At 65.2% G+C, this 19,813-nt stretch carries 13 protein-coding genes; 6 read left to right on the top strand and 7 right to left on the bottom strand.

What is annotated here, in order from left to right:
* Positions 1 to 133 precede the first annotated feature (133 nt).
* The gene (locus H7687_RS02025; RefSeq protein WP_183344566.1) at positions 134 to 1,984 is read left to right on the top strand and encodes a cytochrome c3 family protein; all 1,851 of its coding nucleotides are present in this window, start codon (positions 134 to 136) and stop codon (positions 1,982 to 1,984) included.
* 191 nt (positions 1,985 to 2,175) lie between these two features.
* Here H7687_RS02025 and priA read toward each other — a convergent pair whose 3' ends face one another.
* The 5 genes from priA to H7687_RS02000 form a co-directional block, all read right to left on the bottom strand.
* Positions 2,176 to 4,434 carry a replication restart helicase PriA gene (gene priA, locus H7687_RS02020; RefSeq protein ID WP_183344564.1) on the bottom strand — a complete coding sequence of 753 codons (2,259 nt, stop codon included), beginning with the start codon at positions 4,432 to 4,434 and terminating at the stop codon, positions 2,176 to 2,178.
* A gap of 111 nt (positions 4,435 to 4,545) precedes the next feature.
* Complete coding sequence (locus H7687_RS02015; protein ID WP_183344562.1) at positions 4,546 to 5,733, bottom strand: FprA family A-type flavoprotein; 1,188 nt, start codon at positions 5,731 to 5,733, stop codon at positions 4,546 to 4,548.
* Between the two features lie 142 nt (positions 5,734 to 5,875).
* Positions 5,876 to 7,213: a DEAD/DEAH box helicase gene (locus H7687_RS02010; protein WP_183344560.1), complete on the bottom strand. Its 1,338-nt coding sequence runs from the start codon at positions 7,211 to 7,213 to the stop codon at positions 5,876 to 5,878.
* Between the two features lie 450 nt (positions 7,214 to 7,663).
* Entirely contained in the window at positions 7,664 to 7,948 is a 285-nt protein-coding gene (gene hbs / locus H7687_RS02005) for a non-specific DNA-binding protein Hbs (RefSeq protein WP_015718556.1), read from the bottom strand.
* Positions 7,949 to 8,166: 218 nt separating this feature from the next.
* Positions 8,167 to 10,668, bottom strand: a complete 2,502-nt coding sequence (locus H7687_RS02000; protein ID WP_183344558.1) for a penicillin-binding protein 1A — start codon at positions 10,666 to 10,668, stop codon at positions 8,167 to 8,169.
* A 411-nt stretch (positions 10,669 to 11,079) separates the two neighbouring features.
* Here H7687_RS02000 and H7687_RS01995 point away from each other — a divergent pair, with 411 nt between their 5' ends.
* The 4 genes from H7687_RS01995 to gdhA all read left to right on the top strand — a co-directional run bounded on the left by H7687_RS01995 (position 11,080) and on the right by gdhA (position 16,580).
* Entirely contained in the window at positions 11,080 to 11,886 is an 807-nt protein-coding gene (locus H7687_RS01995) for a triphosphoribosyl-dephospho-CoA synthase (protein ID WP_183344556.1), read from the top strand.
* A gap of 124 nt (positions 11,887 to 12,010) precedes the next feature.
* Positions 12,011 to 13,726, top strand: a complete 1,716-nt coding sequence (locus H7687_RS01990) for a DUF4388 domain-containing protein (RefSeq protein ID WP_183344554.1) — start codon at positions 12,011 to 12,013, stop codon at positions 13,724 to 13,726.
* 84 nt (positions 13,727 to 13,810) lie between these two features.
* On the top strand, positions 13,811 to 14,881 hold the full coding sequence (locus tag H7687_RS01985; protein WP_183344552.1) for a type IV pilus twitching motility protein PilT: 1,071 nt from the start codon (positions 13,811 to 13,813) through the stop codon (positions 14,879 to 14,881).
* Between the two features lie 349 nt (positions 14,882 to 15,230).
* A complete protein-coding gene (gene gdhA, locus H7687_RS01980) occupies positions 15,231 to 16,580 on the top strand; it encodes an NADP-specific glutamate dehydrogenase (protein ID WP_183344550.1) in 1,350 nt (449 codons plus the stop codon).
* A gap of 221 nt (positions 16,581 to 16,801) precedes the next feature.
* Here gdhA and H7687_RS01975 read toward each other — a convergent pair whose 3' ends face one another.
* Complete coding sequence (locus tag H7687_RS01975) at positions 16,802 to 17,461, bottom strand: YceH family protein (RefSeq protein WP_183344548.1); 660 nt, start codon at positions 17,459 to 17,461, stop codon at positions 16,802 to 16,804.
* A 218-nt stretch (positions 17,462 to 17,679) separates the two neighbouring features.
* Between H7687_RS01975 and H7687_RS01970 the strand changes: the two genes are divergently transcribed.
* Positions 17,680 to 18,399: a lytic transglycosylase domain-containing protein gene (locus tag H7687_RS01970; protein WP_246404514.1), complete on the top strand. Its 720-nt coding sequence runs from the start codon at positions 17,680 to 17,682 to the stop codon at positions 18,397 to 18,399.
* Between the two features lie 6 nt (positions 18,400 to 18,405).
* Here the strand turns inward: H7687_RS01970 and H7687_RS01965 are convergent, their stop codons facing one another.
* Positions 18,406 to 19,803: a LysM peptidoglycan-binding domain-containing protein gene (locus H7687_RS01965; protein WP_183344545.1), complete on the bottom strand. Its 1,398-nt coding sequence runs from the start codon at positions 19,801 to 19,803 to the stop codon at positions 18,406 to 18,408.
* Between the last annotated feature and the right edge of the window lie 10 nt (positions 19,804 to 19,813).

The raw sequence follows: 19,813 nt of genomic DNA, 5'->3' as shown, positions 1-19,813 counted from the left end.
CAGGTTGTATCCTGCTTATTAATTGGCGCTTTTTCAGTTGATTTATGAAGCCGCGCGTATTAAAGTAAGCGCCGTTGCGAGCGCCCCCTTAGATTAAAGCGTTCTAAAACGATCCTAAATACAGGAGATTACAATGGTTCAAGTCTTCACACGCCTCATCCCGCTGCTACTGCTCCTAGCACTAGCCCGGCCCGGTTTTGCCGCTCAGGGCCTGGCCATCGACCCGGCAACCTGCCTGGGCTGCCACGGCAACAAGATTTCCGCCGAGGCAATGGCCAATTCCGTACACGGCAAAAACGGCTGCACCAGCTGCCACATCGAGATCATCGAGCTCGCCAAGCACATGAAGGGCGAGATCAAGGTGGGCAAAGTCCAGTGCGTTCGCTGCCACAAGAAGGAAGCGGCCGAGCACGCCAAGAGTATCCACAGCGAGAAGGGCATCGGGTGCGCACAGTGCCACACCGACATGCACAGCCACACCTACTGGAACAAGGACAAGCGTAGGGTAATCGTCAAGTGCACCCAGTGCCACAAGGACGAGCGCGGCTTCAGCCAGTCGGTACACGGCAAGGGCGTCCTCGCCGGGAACCAGGATTCGGCGGCTTGCAACGACTGCCACAACCTGCACGAGATCAAGGCCCTGGGCGATCCGAAATCGCATTCCAACCGCGAATTCCACACCAAGGTCTGCCTGCGCTGCCACGCCGACGAGAAACTGGTCGAGCGCAACCACATCTCCGAAGTTGCCGTCAAGAGCTACATGGAGAGCTACCACGGCAAGAACTACCGCCTGGGCTACCCGGAGAAGGTTGCCGGCTGCGCCGACTGCCACACCGCGCACGCCATCCTGCCGTCCAAGGATCCCAACTCCTCCGTCAACCCGGCCAACCTGGTCAAGACCTGCACCGCCTGCCACAGCAAGGGGAGCCAGCTCTTCACCAAGTTCTACGCCCACGGTGAGCACAACGACCGCGAGCGTTACCCGATCCTGTTCTACACCTTCATCGCGATGACCGGCCTGCTGGTCGGCACCTTCACCGTGTTCTGGATTCACACCCTGCTCTGGATGATCCGCGGCTTCGTGGAGAACCGTGAGAAGGCTGCAGCTCTGGAAGAAGGCATCATCCTGCACCACGTACCCGACGGGCACAAGCAGTACCGCCGCTTCAGAAGGGTCCACGTGTTCATGCACCTGCTGGTCATCATCAGCTTCCTCGGCCTCTCCCTCACCGGTCTGCCGCTGAAGTTCAGCGACCAGATCTGGGCCAAGTTCCTCATGGATCTCTACGGCGGGGCGCCGAACGCCGGCTTCTTCCACAGGGTCTGCGCCGGCATCACCTTCGTCTACTTCGCCATGGCGCTGTTCATGAGCGTACACTTCCTGTTCATCAGGAAAGACATCAAGGGCAACCCGCTGCAGAGGCTGTTCGGACCTGACTCCCTCTGCCCGAACCTGCGCGACATCAGCGACGTGATCGGCATGGTCCGCTGGTTCTTCTTCAAAGGGCCCAAGCCGGCCTTCGAGAGATGGACCTACTGGGAGAAATTCGACTTCATCGCGGTCTTCTGGGGTATGTTCGCCATCGGCGGCTCCGGCCTGATGCTCTGGTTCCCCGAGTTCTTCGGCATGTTCCTGCCGGGTTGGGCCTTCAACGTGGCCACCATCATCCACTCCGACGAGGCGCTGCTGGCAACCGGCTTCATCTTCTCGGTCCACTTCTTCAACACCCACGGGCGTCCGGAGAAGTTCCCGATGGACTTCGTCATCTTCAACGGCCAGATGTCCAAGCACGAGTTCGTCGAAGAGCGTGGCGATCAGTGGGCACGTTACGAGAAGGACGGCATCACCGAGCAGTTCGCAGCCAAGAAGTCTTCCGGCATCTTCTACGACTTCTGCCTGAAGGCCTTCGGCTTCACCGCGCTGTTCACCGGCATCACCCTGCTGATGCTGATGATCTACGCCTTCATGCACCCGCACCACTAAGCGGCTGCTGAACCAGCAACAAAAAAGGGGCCTCCCATCCGGGAGGCCCCTTTTTTTATGTGTGCTGCCCCAACAAAAAACCCCTCGCCCTATGGGAGAGGGGAAGGGGTGAGGGTGTTGCTGACTGCACCAGGGTCACTGCGGGGCAGCGCCCTCACCCCGGCCCTCTCCCAGGGGGAGAGGGAGGAGACTCACAGCATATCCACCGGGTCGACGTCGATGGTGAGGCGCACGGTGGAGGGGTGGCTGAAACCGCCGCGGAAGTGGAACAGGAGCCGGTGCAGGTCGGCGCGCTCCACCCCCTTCAAGAGGATCTGCCAGCGGAACCGTCCCCGCACCTTGCCCAACGGGGCCGTCACCGGCCCGAGCACTTCCACCCTGAGCCGCGCCTCGCGCTTGATCCGGCGCAAGAGGGCCGCGGCCTCGTCGGCCGCACTCTCCCCCTGCCCCGCGGCGACCGCCGAGAAGGTGAGCGCGGCCAGGTGCGCGAAGGGTGGGTAACCCACCTCCTCGCGGAAGGCGATCTCCTCACGGTAGAAGCCGAGGTAGTCATGCGCCACGGCATGGGTCAGCGCGTAGTGCTCCGGGGCCAGGGTCTGCACCAGCACCCGCCCCGGCTTGTCGCCGCGCCCGGCCCGCCCCATCACCTGGGTCACCAGCTGGAAGGTGCGCTCGGCGCTGCGAAAGTCCGGGAGGTTCAACGAGGCATCGGCGGAGAGGACCCCGACCAGGGTGACGCCGGGGAAATCGTGCCCCTTGGCGATCATCTGGGTGCCGATCAGGATGTCCACCATCCCCTCCTCAAGCTCCTTGAGCACCCGGGCGTGCCCCCCCTTGCCCCGGGTGGAATCGCGGTCCATGCGCGAGACGCGCGCATCGGGGAAGAGCTTCTGCACCTGGTCCTCGACCCGCTCGGTGCCGCGCCCCAGGAGGGTGATGGCGCCGCTTTGGCAGTCGGGGCAGGTGCTCGGGGGGAGCATGGTGAAGTCGCAGTAGTGGCAGACGTGCTTCCCCTTGATGCGGTGGTAGGTGAGGGTGACCGCGCAGTTGGGGCAGCGCAGCACGTGGCCGCAGGTCTCGCAGACGAGATAGGTGGCGAAGCCGCGCCGGTTCAAAAAGAGCAGGGTCTGCCCGCCAGCGTCCAGGTTCTCCCCCATCGCCTCGACCAGTTCAGGGAGGAAGATGTCCCCCTTGTGGTTGCGCGCGTCCAGCATCCTCGTTTCCGGCATGGGAAGGTCGCGCACCCGGTCCGGGAGGCTCAGGTAGCCGAGGCGCCCGGTCTGGGCGGCATGGTAGCTGGTGACCAGCGGCGTGGCCGAGCCTAAAAGCACCACCGCCTTGCCCAGCTTGCCGCGCACCAGCGCCAGGTCGCGGGCGTTGTAGCGCACCCCCTCGGACTGCTTGTAGCTCCCCTCGTGCTCCTCGTCGACCACGATCACGCCGACCCGCTCCAGCGGAGCGAAGAGCGCCGAGCGGGCCCCGATCACGATGGAGGCCTCGCCGCGCCGGATGCGGCGCCACTCGTCGAAGCGCTCCCCGTCGGAGAGCCCGGAGTGCAGGACGGCGATGCCGCAGTCGAAGCGGCGCTTGAAGCGCCCGACCAGCTGCGGCGTCAGGGCGATCTCGGGGACCAGCACCAGCGCGGTCCGGCCGGCAGCGAGCGCCACGGCGATGGACTGCAGGTAGACCTCGGTCTTGCCGGAGCCGGTGACGCCGTGCAGCAGAAACGGAGCGAAGTCGCCGGCAGCGAGCGCGGCTGAAACCCGGGCCAGCGCCTCTGCCTGGGCCGGGTTGAGGGGCAACGGCCCGTCGTGGCCGTACTCCTTGGCCTTGAACGGGTCGCGGTACACCTCGCGCTGGGAAAGGCGCGCGGCGCCCAACTCGACCAGGCGTCCCAACTGGGCGGTGCAGGGACCGAAACGCTCCCTGAGCTCGGGGCCGGAACACTCGCCCACCTCCAGCAGGTACTCGAGGATCTCCAGCCCCTTGCCGCGCGGCCGGGCGCTGCAGTCGGGGACCGCCGTGTAGAGGCGCTCGGTGCGCACGCTCTTGCCGCCGGCAAGGTACTCCTTGAGCACCGGGGTGCCGTCCTCGGACTGTTCGCAGCGGTAGCGGCTGACCAGGTTGATCCCGGCCGGGAGCGCCATCTTGATCACCTCGCCCAACGGGTGCAGGTAGTAGCCGGCGATCCAGCGGTAGAACTCGAGCTCGGAGGGGGTGAAGAGGGGTTCTTCGTCGAGGATCTCGAGCACTTCCTTGAGCTCCCCCGCGCCGGGCGCGTCGGCGTCGCCCAGGAGGTATCCGGTGACCTTGCGCCGCCCGAAGGGGACCAGGACGCGCTTGCCCGCCTGCGCCGCGGCTGAGAGGCGTTGGGGCACCAGGTAGTGGAAGCTTCCCTCCAACGGGAGCGGGATGGCGACCTCTACGATGTGCTGGCTGGTGGTCTGCATGGGGTAGAGATGGTTAGTACGGTAAGAGAACGGGAGGGGAGGAGAAGGAGCCCTCACCCGCCCTTCGGGCACCCTCTCCCGGAGGGAGAGGGGCTGAAGGAAGTGGAGCGTTTACTTCTTGAGGACCTCTTCGGCCACGGCGCGTCCCAGCGCCTCGCACTCGGCGAGAATCTCGGGCTTGGGCATGAAGGGGGAGCGGATCAGCGGTGCCGGGAGCTTGAAGTTCATGCTCTTCAGCCGCTCCTCGGCCATGCGGCAGGCCTCGCCGGACCAGCCGTAGCTGCCGAAGACCCCGCCGATGTTCCCCTTGAGGCTCACGGTGGAAAGGTAGGCCAGCACGTCCCACATCGGCTTGGGGATGTCGCGGTTGATGGTCGGCGTGCCGAAGATGAGCCCGTCGCACTCCTCCATCAGGTCGCGGATGTCGGCCACCGAGGCGTGGTTGATGTGGCACAGGGTGACGTGGACGCCGGCATCGCCGGCCCCCTTGGCCACCGCCTCGGCCATGAGTTCGGTGTTGCCGTGCGGGGAGATGTAGAAGATGGCGACGCGGCGCCCGGCGGCTTTCGGCTCCGACCACTTCCGGTACAGCTCCACCGCCTTCCTGGCGTCGCTGCGATAGACCGGGCCGTGGCTCGGGCAGAGCATCTTCAGCTCGACGCCGTCCAGCTTGGCCACCGCCTGCAGGATGCGCTCCTTGAAGGGACGCATGATGCAGTCGAAGTAGAAGCGGGTCTCGCCCGAGAAGTCGGGGCACTCGTCGGCGAAGAGCCCCTCCGGCGAGTAGTGCGAGCCGAAGGCGTCGCAGGAAAACAGCACCTGGTCCTCTTCCAGCAGGGTGAACATGGTGTCCGGCCAGTGCAGGAAGGGAGCGGCGATGAAGCTCAGGGTGCGCCCGCCCAGGTCGAGGCGGTCGTTGTCCTTGACGATGCGCGACTCGAAGGGAGCGTGGATCTGGTTGCCCAGGAAGGTGCGCGCCGCCTGGCTGGAGACGACGACGGCCTTGGGGCAGTGCTTCAGGAGCTGGGACAGGGAACCGGAGTGGTCCGGCTCGGAGTGGTTCACCACGATGTAGTCGACGTTGGCCGGATCGGTGATGGAGCGGATCTTTTCCAGGAACTCGTCGAAGCGCTTGGCCTTGACGGTGTCGATGATGGCGATGTGGGACTCGCCCTGCACCAGGTACGAGTTGTAGGTGGTACCGTACTGGGTGGGAAAGAGATCGTCGAAGACGGTGAGGCTGGGATCCTTGACCCCGATCCAGTGGAGACCCTTCCCAAGTTCAACTGCTGCAGACATCTGCTACCCCCTTCGAATCTCTCATAGCTGCCGGAAGCCGGCGGCGCTCAGTCGCAAGCGGCCCCCGCGGCAGGATGCCGGGGGGCCGTGTATACACAGGTGCAAACGATACCAAAACCAACGGGTTAAAGCAAGGAAAAGGCTAGTTTCCCCTGCCGCGGCGGTACTCGACTACCGGCTGCGCGTCGCGGCGGCCGGCGCCGCTCCCCTGGCCCGGGCGGCCACTCTGCCCGGGACGCCCGCCCTGGGCCGGACGACCCTTGGGAGCGAACCCTTTCTTGCGGGGATCGAAACCGGGGCGACCTTTGCGGGCGCCGGGGCCGGAGTTGCTCCTTCTCAGCGGGCGGGTCGGCTCGAGCCCCTCGATGACGTGCTGGGGCAGCGGCTTGCCGGTCAGGCGCTCGATGCGGTCGAGGTAGGCGACCTCGTTCATGGAGCAGAACGAGATGGCGATGCCGGTTGCGCCGGCGCGGCCGGTCCTGCCGATCCGGTGCACGTAGTCCTCGGCGAACTTGGGCAGGTCGAAGTTGATGACGTGGCTGATGCCGGAGACGTCCAGGCCGCGGGCGGCGACGTCGGTGGCGACCAGGAGGCGCACCTTGCCGCGGCGCATGTTGCTGATGGTCTTGTTACGCGCACCCTGCGACATGTCGCCGTGCAGCGCGGCCGCCGCGTGTCCCTGCGAATAGAGCTCGAAAGCGAGCTGGTCGGCGTCCTTCTTGGTCGCCGAGAAGATGATCGCCTTGGTGACGCTCGCGTCGGAGACCAGGTGCTGCAGGATGCGGTTCTTGTGGCGCATGTCGTCGGTCACGTGCAGGCGCTGTTCGATCTGCTGGTTGGTGATCTGCTTCCCCTCCACGGCGACGCGGGCCGGGTCCTTCAGGAGGCGCTGGGCAAGTTTCGCCATGGCGTCGTCCATGGTGGCGGTGAACAAGAGGGTCTGGCGCTCGGTCGGCGCCGCGGCGGCGATCCGGTCCACGTCCTCGGAGAAGCCCATGTCCAGCATGCGGTCCGCCTCGTCCAGGACCAGCATCTCCAGGCGCGAGAAGTTGATGGAGCGGCGGTCCAGGTGGTCGATCAGGCGCCCCGGGGTGGCCACGATGATGTCGACCGGGCTGGACAAGAGCATCATCTGGTCGCGGTAGGGCATGCCGCCAAGGATGGAACCGCAGCGCACCCTCATGAACTTGCCGTAGGTCCTGACCGCGTCGACGACCTGGTTGGCCAGCTCGCGGGTCGGCGTCAGCACCAGGATGCGCGGCCCCTTGCCGCGCACCGGCGACGGGACCAGGAGGCGCTCCAGCGCCGGGAGGACGAAGGACGCGGTCTTGCCGGTGCCGGTCTGGGCGCTGCCGATCAGGTCGCGGCCGGAGAGGGCCAGCGGGATCGACTCGGCCTGGATGGGCGTGGGCGCGTCGTAGCCGCAGGCGGTGATAGCTTTCATGAGGGGGGCGGAGAGGTTCAGTGATTCAAAAGACATGTGTTTCCTTTTCTCCCTCGGGCAAAATGAGGCCGTGCTCGCGTCCCGGACATCCCCAGGGGACGGACGCGGCTCTTCGCCAGAGGGTGCTGAAATGTGGGGCGTGCCAAACCCGCCGCGACAACGATTGTCGCAGGCTTAGCTGAATATTTCTCGGCAACACGCCATATGACCGGCAAACCGTACATCGTCGCCAACCAATAGCTGCTGCCGCATTTCTCGTGGGGATTAACCTGAATGCGAGGGGTTGGATCGATGGGAAGGGGAAGGTCCCCCGGTGAAGCTGATGTCAGTCAGGCGAACAGCTTTACTACATGAGCCCGACAAAGGCAAGTTTTTCTTTTTTTGTATACGTTTACAAGAGAAAACCCCGCTTTGCGGGCGGGGTTCTCTTGCGTGCCGGAGACGTAGCGACAGTCGTGGAGGGGCACGTCGCTGGCTGGTCCGAGACTACTTCTTCTTGGCAGCGATGGCGTCCTTCAGGGCCTTGCCGGGGCGGAACTTGGGCACCTTGGCTTCGGCGATCTTGATCTCCTTGCCGGTCTGCGGGTTCCTGCCGGTACGGGCCTGACGGCTGGCGACTTCAAAGCTGCCGAAACCTACCAGGGTTACCCTGTCGCCCTTCTTCAGCGCACCGCTCACGGTGGAGATGAATGCACCGACGGCCTTCTCGGCTGCGGCCTTGGGGATGTTTGCGGACTTCGCCACTGCTTCGACCAGTTCTGCTTTAGTCATGTGAGACCCTCCTTGGCTGGATTAAATTAACGCCACTATAATCATATATTCGTAACTTGCAAGGGTTTTTTTGATCCGGCGCCCATTTTCTCCGCGACAGGAGCGGTTCTAGCCCCTTTTTGAGGCCTCGATCCGCTCCTGGCAAGGGTTTACGGGAACCGGTTTGGCGCAGCGAAACAGCCGCCGCTTAAGCCGAAAACACGAGTTATACCGGCACCTTACTGCGCGGAAACGGTATCCGCCGCAGGCTCCGAACTGTAGGAGGTGGGCTCGGTCCCCGAGACGAAGCACTCCTGCACCGCTCCCGGCGTGCCGTCCTTGGCCAGACGGCCGTTGCGCGGGTCGATCAGGGCGAAGGTGACGTTGCCCGGGGTCGGGAACGACTTCACCGGGAGCCCGGCCAGGGCCCGCTGCATGAACTCGGTCCAGATCGGGGCCGCCGCCTGCCCGCCCGAACCGCCGGCGCCGAGGCTGCGCTCCTGGTCGTAGCCGACCCAGACCCCCGCCACCAGCTGCGGCACGTAGCCCACGAACCAGGCGTCCTTCATGTCGTTGGTGGTGCCGGTCTTGCCCGCTACGGGGCGGCCGAGGGCGCGCGCCCTTCCGCCGGTGCCGCTGGAGACGACGCTCTGCATCAGGTTGGTCATGATGAAGGCGGTCTCGGGGGGGATGACCGGGATCACGCCGCCGGTCGCCTCGGTGATCACCGGCTGCCCCGGTTGCGGCACGGCCGGCGGTACCTTCCCTTCCTCATCCTCGCCTTGCGCCGGCGCATCGCCCTGCGCCTGGGCGCTGGACATCTGGCCGAACACCGGCACTTTCGGCTCCGGCACCTCTTCCAGCACGTTGCCGTCGCGGTCCAGGACCTTGGTGACGAAGTAGGGGGTGGTGCGGTAGCCGCCGGAGGCGAACACCGAGTAGGCGCTGGTGAGCTCCATGGGTGTCACGCTGGACGAGCCCAGGGCCAGGGTGAGGTTGCTGGCCAGGGGCGAGGTGATGCCCAGCTTCTTGGCGTAGTCGATGGCGGTGCCCACCCCGATCTGCTCCAGGATCTTGACGCTGACCACGTTGATGGAGTTGGTGAGGGCCTCGCGCATGGTGACCGGGCCGCGGTAGACGTTGTCGTAGTTCTTGGGCTTCCAGGCCTTGTCGCCGCCGCTTTCGTACTCCACCTGGGTATCGTCGATGATGCTGGCCGTGGTCATGCCGTGCTCCAGCGCCGCCGCGTAGATGATGGGCTTGAAGGCGGAGCCGGGGTTCCTCTTGGCCTGCATGGCGCGGTTGAACTGGCTCTTCTTGTAGTCGTAGCCGCCGACCATGGCGCGCACCCCGCCGGTCATCGGGTCGATGGCGATCAGGGCCGCCTGCGCCTCTGGGACCTGGTCCAGGGCGAACACGGCGCCGGTGCGGTTCTTGTCCGGCTCCTTGACCTGCAGCTCGAGCACCGCGCCCAGGCCGATGGCGCGCCTGGTCTGCGGCTTGCCGTAGCTGTTGACGAGCTCCACCTTGCCGGCCCACTCCATGTTCTTCTTGGGGAGCGTGCCGGTGCGGTCGCCCACCCGGACCGTCAGTTCGTGCTTGGCCGGGTCGACCCCGGTCACCACACCCTGGTAGACCGCCCCCTGCTTCAGGGAGAGCTCGTCGATGTCGTCCTCGACCTTCTTGCAGAAGGGCTCCACCTCGGCCTCGGCGAGGTACTTGGCGGCGCCGCGGAAGCCCTGGCGCTTGTCCACCGCCTTCAGGCCGTTGACCACGGAGTCGTAAGCCCCCCTCTGCATCTCGGCGTTCATGGTGGTGTAGATCTTCAGGCCGTCCTTGTACAGGCGCTCCTCGCCGTACTTCTCGACCAGCTGCTGCCGGACCTGCTCCAGGAAGTAGGCCGACTGCTCCGCGTTCACCTTCTTGAGGGGCTGGATCACGATGGGGGTGGCCTTGGCGTAGTCCGCCTCCGCCTGGGTGATGTACCCTTCCTTGACCATCCGCTCCAGGACGTACCCCTGGCGCTCCTTGGCCCGCTCCAGGTGCTTGATGGGAGAGTAGCTGTTGGGCGCCTTGGGGAGCCCGGCCAGCATCGCCATCTCGGCCAGGTTCAGCTTGTCGACTTCCTTGCCGAAGTAGGTCTCGGCCGCCAGCTGCACGCCGTAGGCGCCGGCGCCCAGGTAGATCTGGTTCAGGTAGATGTAGAGGATCTCGTCCTTGGTGAGCCGCTCCTCCATCCGCTTGGCGAGGATCGCTTCCTTGAGCTTGCGGGAAAACTTCTTCTCCGGGGTGAGCAGCATGGACTTGGCCACCTGCTGGGTGATGGTGGAAGCGCCTTCCTTCTTGCGCATCGAGATCAGGTTCTTCACCGCGGCACGGGCGATGCCGACGTAGTCGATCCCCTTGTGCTGGTAGAAGTTGGAATCCTCGGCGGAGACGAAGGCCTGGATCAGCCGCTTGGGCATCTTGTCCACCGGCACCACGGTGCGCCGCTCCAGGTAGAACTCGCCCACCAGCGTGCCGTCCTGGCCGTAGACCTGGGAAAGGATGGGGGGACGGTAGTCAGCCAGACGGTCGACCTTGGGGAGCGCCCCCAGAAGGTAGAAGAAATAGCCCAGGAAGGCCAGCAGCATGATGGTGGCCCCGCCGGCTCCGCCCCAGAGCAGGTACTTCAGGGTGGGAGTGGGTGCTTTCTTCAACCTGCGCTGCGGCTGTCGCGGCTGCGCCTTGTAGATTTCCATGTCGAGAGGGTCTCCAATCGGGTTTGATGCGTGCGCTGGACCATGGCCTGGCGTACCCGGAAGGCCGATGGTCGGGGAGGCGGGAAGCTCCTGGGACCCCTGCGGCAAGGGTAGAGCTGGTCGGGAATCTGCGGGTGCATCGTGGTTGTGCCGCGCCCGGAGCCGGGCGCCAAGTGTGCAGAGTATCCTAGATTGCAGTAGTAATTCAAGGTTATTATGCTCACCCCCGCCCGGCGCCTGCCCGCCCCGGGACCGCCCCGCGCCACCCCCGTCACCCTCTCCGGCGGACCGCCGCCGCCCCTGCCCCAGGCCGTTATCTCTTTATAATGTATACACATTCTGTTCCTCAGCCAAAAAATGCTATGATGCCTTGACATTACCCTGAGCGGACCGCGGAGCCCGACCCGACACATGACCAGCTACCTCCCCAGACTTGCCCACAACCTCGTGCGCGGCGCCTTCATGGAACTCTACCTGACCCCGAAACCGGGGCTCGTGGACCTCTGCGACTGCGGCGCCCACCCGGAGCTCTCCGTGCCCCGCATGGAGACGTCGCTGAAGATCGTCTCCCTGTACCTCATGGACCTCTGCGACGCGGTGCTTTCCGGTGAAGACCTGGCGACCCGGGTGCGCATCGGGGTCGCGGCGGAGCGCGCGGTGCAGCGGACGGTGGGGAGCAGCTGCCACAAGGGGTACATCTTCCTGGGCGGCCTGGTCCTTTGCGCCAGCGCCTGCGCCCCCGGCCGCGACGAGGCGAGCCTGCGCTGCTCCATCACGGAACTGGCCGAGCTGTTCTTCGAACAGGGGGAGCCGGGGTCGGCCCACCGCGTGCGCAACCGTTTCCAGGGCGGAGGCATCCGCGAGGAGGCGTTGGCCGGGCTCCCCAGCCTCTTCGACGAGGCCCTCCCCGTGTACCGGCGCGAACTGGCCGGCGGCGGCAACCGCGGCAGCGCCGTCTTCGCCATGATGGGGAGGCTGATGCAGACGGTGGAGGACAGCACCACCCTGCGCAGCGGCGGCCGCAGCGGGCTGAAGACGGTGCGCGAGGACGGCCGGCTGCTGGAGCGGATGGTCGCGCAACGCGACGATTTCATTGCCTTCCTCGCCCAGCGCAACGCCCACTACGTAAGCCGCAGCCTCACCATGGGCGGGGTCGCCGGCCTGCTCGCCCTGGCCCTCGCCTGGCTCAGCCACACCGGCGAACTCGAGGCCGCCTAGCCCCCGCCGTTCAGCCCCGGCAATTCCCCAGCAATTCCGGTTTACTTAGCCCCGGCCGCATGCTAGAATCGCTCCGCTTGACCCGCTCCACCTCACCCACCACCAGGCAGACAAGGGTACCGGCATGTCCTTTGAAGGCGATTTAGAGCACCTTCCCTTAGTGGATGTCATCCAGCTGCTGCACCAGACCGGCAAGACCGGCACCCTCACGCTGAAAGGCGCCAAGGGGGAGAGCCAGCTCGTCTTCCGGGACGGCTTCATCGTCAGCGCGAACCACGTCAACAACTCGATCCGCATCGGCCAGGTCATGCTCGACATGGGCCTGTTGAGCCGCGAGGCCCTGGAACAGGCCCTGCTCCAGCAGCGCGATGCCGGGGAGGCCCGCAAACCGATCATCCAGATGCTGATCGAGGAGAACGTGGTCCCCACCCAGGCGGCCTACCAGGGGCTGGAAGCCCTGATCGAGATGACCATCGTCGAGGTCCTGACCTGGAGCCGGGGCACCTTCTGCCTCGAGGTGGACAAGGTCGTGGTCTCCGACGAGTACCGCTACTTCCCCGAGCAGATCAACATGAACACGCAGAGCATCCTGATGGACGCCCTGCGCATCTATGACGAGCGCAAGCGCGACGGCACCCTCACCCCCGAATCCATCTTCGGCAATATCGCCGCACCCGAAGCCCAGCGCGCCCCGGCCCAGCCCTCCGGCGCCGAGCTCTCCGCCGCGGACCTGGGGCTTGAGGAAATCGAGGAGCTGGAGCGGCACATCCCGACCTTTTTCTCCGCGCTTCAGGAGGAGGTGCCCGACACCCCGGCGACCCGGTTGCAGGGGGAGCTCGCCGGTATCGCGGCCAACGAGCAGCAGGAACTGTTCCGCTACCTGGAGCAGCTCACCGGGCGCCCGTCGGCATCCGGCAGCGACCTCGGCGTGCTCCTTTTGACCTCAGCCAAGCTGATGCGGGAGTGCTGCGCCGCGGTCAGCGGCCCGCGCTTCATCTGCGCCACCGACGACCCGGCCCAGCTCGATCCCATCATCGATCAGGCCCTCTCCCGGGAGAAGTTCCCGGTCCTGCTGCTGGATGCGGGAGAGCCCGGGGCCCGGAACGGGCGCGACCTCGCCGCGCTGATCAAGCAGAAGCGGGAGCGCTTCCCGGAGCTCACCATCGCGCTGTTGGCCACCCCGGCCGACTACGCGCTCTGCGCCGCCGCCCAGGAAAACGGGGTCTCCGCCCTGCTGCCCCGCCCCTGCCGCGAGCAGCGCCCCGACACCTTCATCTCCGACACCATCGACAGCTGCCGGGCGCTGGCCGCCTACCTGGACCGCGACCACGGCAAGCCGGCCCAGGACCAGTCGGGACAGTTCCGCAACCAGCTCCTCGCCCTCGCCGAACAGCGCGACCCCCCCGAGGTGACCTTTGCGCTGCTGCAGGCGGCCTGCGCCGTCTTCCGCCGCGGCGTCACCCTGGTGGTGGTGCGTTCGGAACTGATCGCCGAGCGGGCCATCGGCGTGGACGCGGCCGACACGGTCACCTCCGTGAAGCTGCGCCTGAGCGCACCCCCGGAGTCGCTGTACCAGCGCGCCCTCAACGGCGAGATCTGCTACGGCGACGCCGACCAGGCGCTGCGGGACACCATGTACGCCGCCATAGGCGCCCCCCTGACCGGCAAGGCCCTGCTGCTGCCGGTGAAGAGCTTCGGGCGCGTCATCGCCATCATCTACGCCGACTTCGGACCGGGGACGGGGACCAACCCGCAGCTGCCGCTTTTGGAGATCCTGTCCCAGCACGCCGGCCTGGTGATCGACAACATCCTGTACCGCAAGCGCTGCGCCCAGAAGTAGGGAGCCGCTCAAGCCGGTCGCCCGGCGCGCCGAAGAGAAGGCCCGTCTGTCATTCATTTCAATCTGCCGCAAGAGAGGGACGCCATGGATTCCAAGATATTCGTCCAGATTCTGGAAATAGCCTTCAACAAGAAGGTTTCCGACGTGCATTTCGAGGTGGACAACCCTCCCTTCTTCCGCGGCAAAGGCCAGATCATCCGCTCCAAACTCCCCAACCTCACCGCCGAGGACACCGAGTTCATCGCCGCCCAGATCATGGAGCACCACGGCCGGCGCTGGGAAGCGGACCAGAAGGAATTCGACACCTCCTTCTCCCTCCCCAGCGGCGCGCGTTTCCGGGTCAGCATCTTCCGGCAGCGCGGACACTTCGGCATCATCATGAGGGTGATCCCGTCCCACATCGGCACCTTCGACGAACTGCGCCTGCCGCCGGTACTGGGGGAGATCGTGAAGGCCCCCAACGGCTTGATCCTGGTCACCGGCCCGACCGGCAACGGCAAGTCGACCACGCTCGCCTCGATGCTGCGCTACATCAACGAGACCTTCAGCTACAACTGCATCACCATCGAAGACCCCATCGAGTTCCTGTTCAAGTCCGAGAAGAGCTGCATCATCCAGCGCGAGGTCGGCATTGACACCGACAGCTTCAGTTCCGCCCTCAAGGCCGCGCTGCGCATGGACCCGGACCTGATCATGGTGGGTGAGATGCGCGATACCGACACCATCGAGTCCTGCCTGATGGCAGCCGAGACCGGGCACCTGGTGATGTCCACCCTGCACACCCAGGGGGCGGTCTCCACCATCAACCGCATCGTGGGGCACTTCCCCCCCGACGCGCAGGAGATCGTCAGGCAGCGGCTGGCCGACATCCTGGTAGCCACCGTCTCCATCCGCCTGGTGATGAACAAGACCGGCGAGACCATCATCCCGGTGCTGGAGATCATGCGCGCCACCACGACCATCCAGAGCTGCATCCGCGAGGGGCGCCTGGACGAGATCGAGGCGCACATGGAGAACGGCCGCAGCCAGTACCAGATGCAGACCCTCGACCAGCACCTGATCCAACTGCACGAGCAGGAGCAGATCACCATGGAGGAGGCCAAGCGCCTGTCCCACTCCATGGACCTGGAGCGCAAGCTCATGTTCACCAACTAACGTCCCACTGCAAACAGCGAAGGGACCACGATCCGTCGCCGTGGTCCCTTTGTTGCGCCCCATGCCCGCCCGCCTGTGTAGTTCCTTAGATTAAAGAGAGTACAAAATGTAGTTCAAACACCGCCCTCTGTCTATTTTATCGGCACCACGACGCCGCCAACACCCCCCGCATTTGCCAACAAATCCGGCACCATTGCCAAGTCTGCACATTTTCTACTCACCACTGCCTAAAAATGGTTCACGACATGCATACAGTTGCACCATATTTCAGCACGCCGCCCCCCCCAACCCCGGCGCGACTGATGAAAGAGTGGTCAAATCCACTCCTACAATGCACAAAGGAGGATGTATGTCGCCGCAGATTGACGAGAAAGTAGAGCCGATTTTTCAAGAAGTACTGAAGAGAAACCCGGGCGAGGTCGAGTTCCACCAGGCGGTACGCGAGGTACTGGAGTCGCTGGGACCGGTGCTGGTGAAGCACCCGGAATTCGCGGAACGCAAGATCATCGAGAGGATCTGCGAGCCGGAGCGCCAGATCATCTTCCGCGTGCCCTGGCAGGACGATGCCGGCAACGTGCACATCAACCGCGGCTTCCGCGTCGAATTCAACAGCGCGCTCGGCCCCTACAAGGGCGGCCTGCGTTTCCACCCCTCGGTCTACCTCGGCATCATCAAGTTCCTCGGCTTCGAGCAGATCTTCAAGAACTCCCTGACCGGTCTCCCCATCGGCGGCGGCAAGGGCGGCTCCGATTTCGATCCCAAGGGCAAGTCCGACAACGAGATCATGCGCTTCTGCCAGAGCTTCATCACCGAACTGTACCGCCACCTGGGCGAGCACACCGACGTCCCTGCCGGCGACATCGGGGTCGGCGGACGCGAGATCGGCTACATGTTCGGCCAGTACAAGCGCATCACCAACCGCTTCGAGCCGGGCGTGCTGACCGGCAAGGGGCTTGACTGGGGCGGCTCCCTGGTCCGTACCGAGGCCACCGGCTACGGCGCCACCTTCTTCGTCGACGCCATGCTCAAGGTGCGCAACGAGTCCTTCGAAGGCAAAACCTGCTCCGTCTCCGGTTCCGGCAACGTGGCCATCTACACCATCGAGAAGATCCACCAGCTGGGCGGCAAGTGCATCACCTGCTCCGATTCCAACGGCGTCATCTTCCACGAGAAAGGGATCGACCTCGACCTGGTCAAGCAGTTGAAGGAAGTCGAGCGTCGCCGCATCGAGGACTACGCCAAGTACCACAAGGACGCCAAGTACATCGCCAACGGCAACATCTGGGACATCCCGTGCCAGGTGGCCATGCCTTCGGCGACCCAGAACGAGATCAACGGCAAGGACGCCGCCACCCTGGTGAAAAACGGCTGCATCGCCGTCGGCGAAGGCGCAAACATGCCGACCACGCCGGAAGGGGTCAAGGTGTTCCTGGAGGCCGGCATCGCCTACGGCCCGGGCAAGGCCGCCAATGCCGGCGGTGTCGCCACCTCCGCGCTGGAGATGCAGCAGAACGCCTGCCGCGACGCCTGGACCTTCGAGTACACCGAGCAGCGTCTGGCGCAGATCATGAAGAACATCCATGACACCTGCTACGAAACCGCCGCCGAGTACGGCACCCCCGGCAACTACGTGAACGGCGCCAACATCGCCGGCTTCATCAAGGTCGCCAAGGCCATGGTCGCCCACGGCCTGATCTAGTCAGGTCGCTGTAGCCCTTGAGAAAACGAATAAGGCTCGACCGAATGGTCGAGCCTTATTTTTTGGCAGAAGGGACTGGCTCCGTTAGGTGCCTGTCCCTCTAGCGGAACGCTTCTTTCGGCCCAGCCAGCTTCCTGAAGCACAAAGGGGACAGGCACCTGACGGAGCCAGTCCCCTCCTTGGGGGACAGGGGGGATTTGCCTTAGTCCACCCATCACCACCTACGAGAAGGCGGCCAGCAGTTCCTCCACCTCCCGGCGCAGTGCCCCGATCTCCTGGCGCAGCGTGCCAACCTCCTGTTCCAGGTGCTCCAGCCGCTCGTTCCCCGGCCGCGTCCTCGGCGCCGGAGCTGTTTCCGGCGGCTCCGGCCCCTCCTCCGGAAGTTCCGGCATCCCGGCAAAGACCTGTGCGTAGCGCGATTCCTTGCGTCCGGCCTGCCGCGGCAGCCGCACCACCAGGGGAGGGCCGTGCTGCTGCAGCTTGAGCAGGATCTCCTCCGCCGCGGCCAGGTCGCCCACCTGGGTCATTCGCTCGCTGCGGCTGCGCAGCTCCGCTGCCGTCTGCGGGCCGCGCAGCATCAGTTCGGCGAGGACCGCCCGAACCGGAGCGTCCAGCCCCAGCTTGTCCCCCATCGAGTGCACGTACTTGGCAACACGCCCGCCGGTCGTGGTCATCCGCGCCAGCCCGCGCGCCCCCAGCGCCTCCAGGCCGCGCTGCAGGTCGGACTCGGAAAGGGACAGCACCGGATCGCGGTTCGATTTCTGGTTGCAGGCCGCTGCCAGCGCGTTCAGGGTGAGGGGATAGTACTCCGGCGTGGTCAGTTCCTTCTCCATCAGACACCCAAGGATCCTGATCTCCAGCTCGGTCAGATTCATTCTCATCGGCTACTCCTTTGCGGGATAAATGGCGGCAGGCGCGACGACAGTCACAGGCGCCCCGGACGGCAACGGTACTTTAGCAGATGACATGGCGAATCGGAAAATGTATTATGTACCGGAATTGCACTCCGGCCGGCAGCCGTACCCGCCCGCCGGCATCCGCCCGCGCCAACCTCACCCCGGCGGCGGATGATCCCATACCCCCTGATGAGGAACCCGTGATGGGTAAAGTCAGACTGCTTTACGCGGCCGCGGCCCTGATGCTCGCAACGGCGACCAACGCCTCCGCGTTCTGCTTCGAAGAAGCCGGCGAAGAATACGGCATCAACCCCCAGATCCTGCGTGCCATCGCCAAGGTCGAATCCAACTTCAATCCCGCCGCCGTCAACCGCAACAGCAACGGCACCTACGACTTCGGGCTGATGCAGATCAACTCGAGTTGGGCCCCCACCATCGGCAAGCAGCGCTGGAACTCCCTGGGCGACCCCTGCAGCAGCGTGAAGACGGGGGCGTGGATCCTTTCCATGTGCATGGAGAAGTATGGCTACACCTGGAAGGCGATCGGCTGCTACAACAGCCAGACCCCGGACAAGCGCGACCGTTACTCCAAGAAGGTGTTCGACCAGTTGCAGCGGGTGAAACCGTTGCGGCAGGAAGCGGAGTACCGCCCCATCAAGGAGAGCCTCGAGGCCCTGGTGCGTCAGAGGGTGGATGGCTGGGTGGACGAGGCGGCGAAAGGCAGGGCCGACGAGTTCAAAGAGAAGGTGAAGGGAACCGTACCGACTCCCAAGGAAGTGCTGCAGCAGAAAACCGCCCCCGCCGCAACCACCGCCAAGAGCGCGCTCCCGCCGGCGAACACCACGCAGAGCAACTCCCTTTCCCAGGAAAACATCGGTTACTACACCGAGGATGGGGAGCACACCGCGATCCCCATCCCCTAGACAGACCTACCTGGCGCCGCACCCGGCAGGCATGACCCACTTGTGCCCAGCTGGAGGCGCCGTGTCGGTGATCAGGACGCGCCTGCCGGCGGCGTCGTCCTGCTGGACCAGGAACCCGGTCGCATGCTTCCCCTCCTGCAACGCGTGCGGCCCGAAATCCGGCGCGACCCCCACGAGCTTGAACAACCTCTCCGCAACCGTCTTGAAATCTTCTTTGCCGGTCAACATCAACACCCGGTATCCGGCAGTCTCCAGAATCCTGATCAGCGTGTAGTTGTACGGGTCGTTCTCGCCGATGCTGACAATATAGCGGTTCCCCTTGTACTCGAAGTAGCGGTCGACCCTGATGCTGAAAGGAGTCGCTGCGCCTGCCGCGGACTGGATGATCTTGTTGCGACTCCAGGTGGCGGAGATCGCGTTCAACACGGAGTCAACCACGCTGGCGGCATCGTGTCGGCCGACCGGGCAGACCCAGGTCGGTGCCTGCGGGACGGCAGGCGCGGCCGGTGCAGCAGCGGCTTTCGGGGCCGGTGCCGGTGCAGGCTGATGAGGCGGCGCGGGCACCGGAACGGGCGCAGGCTTCGGCGCCGGTACAGGTGCGGCCTTCGGGGCCGGGGTCGGCACAGGTTCGGCCGCCTTGGTGACAGGTTCGGCCTTGGTGGCAGCGGGCGGTTGCGGGGCCGGGGCAGGCTTGGTGGCCGGCACCGGAGCAGGTTGCGGCGCTGCCGGGACCGGGGCCTTGGGTGCCGGGGCAGGGGCGGCTTTCGGCGCCGTCACCGCCGGAGCAGCGGGTTCGGGTGCCCGGGGAGTCTCGGCGGCAGGCTCGGGCGCCCTGGGTGCCTGCGCCGGTGCCGGTTTGGCCTCCTTCGGTGTCTCTGCTGCTTTCGCCTTGGTGGACGGGCCTTCCGAATGGGGCCGCGGTTTCTCCTTTTTGGCCGGCTTCGCCCCGGCGCCATGCAGGGGCGCGGCCGGAATCAGCAGGGTCCGCCCCACCTCGAGGGTCTTGATGTTCTTGATGTCGTTGAGCTCGACGATCTCCGGAACCAGGCGTTCGGCCGCCTCGTTGGACATGCCGAAGTGCCCTACCAGGATCTTGAAGATGTGGTCGCCGGGCTTGATGGTGTAGCGGACGTACTCCCCGCTGGGCGCCGCATGTTCCTTTTTCGTCTCATGCTGCGCCTTCGCCTCCGGCTCCTTCTTCTTGGGGACCTGCTTGTGCTGCTTTGCCTTAGATGGGTGAGCGGCCTCAGTCGGGGCAGGCTTCTTCGGAGCGGATTTCGGCGCCGCCGGCTTTTGCCGGTCCAGTTCCTTGATGTCGATCTGGAATTCCGGGGGAGCGGCGTAGAGCCGGGCAGGGATCAGCAGCAGCGCCAGGAGCAGTTTCGCCTTGTCGGCAGGGATCATCGGGTGCCTC

The organism is Geomonas paludis, assembly GCF_014193585.1.
GTDB classification, from domain to species: domain Bacteria; phylum Desulfobacterota; class Desulfuromonadia; order Geobacterales; family Geobacteraceae; genus Geomonas; species Geomonas paludis.
This window is presented reverse-complemented; position numbering and strand designations above follow the sequence as displayed.

What these genes read in the sequence shown, in the direction of transcription:
- H7687_RS01985 (WP_183344552.1), top strand. Translation starts at nt 13,811, where the DNA reads ATGGATTCCAAGATATTCGTCCAGATTCTGGAAATAGCCTTCAACAAG.
- H7687_RS01970 (WP_246404514.1), top strand. Translation starts at nt 17,680, where the DNA reads ATGGGTAAAGTCAGACTGCTTTACGCGGCCGCGGCCCTGATGCTCGCA.
- H7687_RS01995 (WP_183344556.1), top strand. Translation starts at nt 11,080, where the DNA reads ATGACCAGCTACCTCCCCAGACTTGCCCACAACCTCGTGCGCGGCGCC.
- H7687_RS01990 (WP_183344554.1), top strand. Translation starts at nt 12,011, where the DNA reads ATGTCCTTTGAAGGCGATTTAGAGCACCTTCCCTTAGTGGATGTCATC.
- H7687_RS01975 (WP_183344548.1), bottom strand. Translation starts at nt 17,461, where the DNA reads ATGAGAATGAATCTGACCGAGCTGGAGATCAGGATCCTTGGGTGTCTG.
- priA (WP_183344564.1), bottom strand. Translation starts at nt 4,434, where the DNA reads ATGCAGACCACCAGCCAGCACATCGTAGAGGTCGCCATCCCGCTCCCG.
- H7687_RS01965 (WP_183344545.1), bottom strand. Translation starts at nt 19,803, where the DNA reads ATGATCCCTGCCGACAAGGCGAAACTGCTCCTGGCGCTGCTGCTGATC.
- gdhA (WP_183344550.1), top strand. Translation starts at nt 15,231, where the DNA reads ATGTCGCCGCAGATTGACGAGAAAGTAGAGCCGATTTTTCAAGAAGTA.
- hbs (WP_015718556.1), bottom strand. Translation starts at nt 7,948, where the DNA reads ATGACTAAAGCAGAACTGGTCGAAGCAGTGGCGAAGTCCGCAAACATC.
- H7687_RS02015 (WP_183344562.1), bottom strand. Translation starts at nt 5,733, where the DNA reads ATGTCTGCAGCAGTTGAACTTGGGAAGGGTCTCCACTGGATCGGGGTC.
- H7687_RS02000 (WP_183344558.1), bottom strand. Translation starts at nt 10,668, where the DNA reads ATGGAAATCTACAAGGCGCAGCCGCGACAGCCGCAGCGCAGGTTGAAG.
- H7687_RS02025 (WP_183344566.1), top strand. Translation starts at nt 134, where the DNA reads ATGGTTCAAGTCTTCACACGCCTCATCCCGCTGCTACTGCTCCTAGCA.
- H7687_RS02010 (WP_183344560.1), bottom strand. Translation starts at nt 7,213, where the DNA reads ATGTCTTTTGAATCACTGAACCTCTCCGCCCCCCTCATGAAAGCTATC.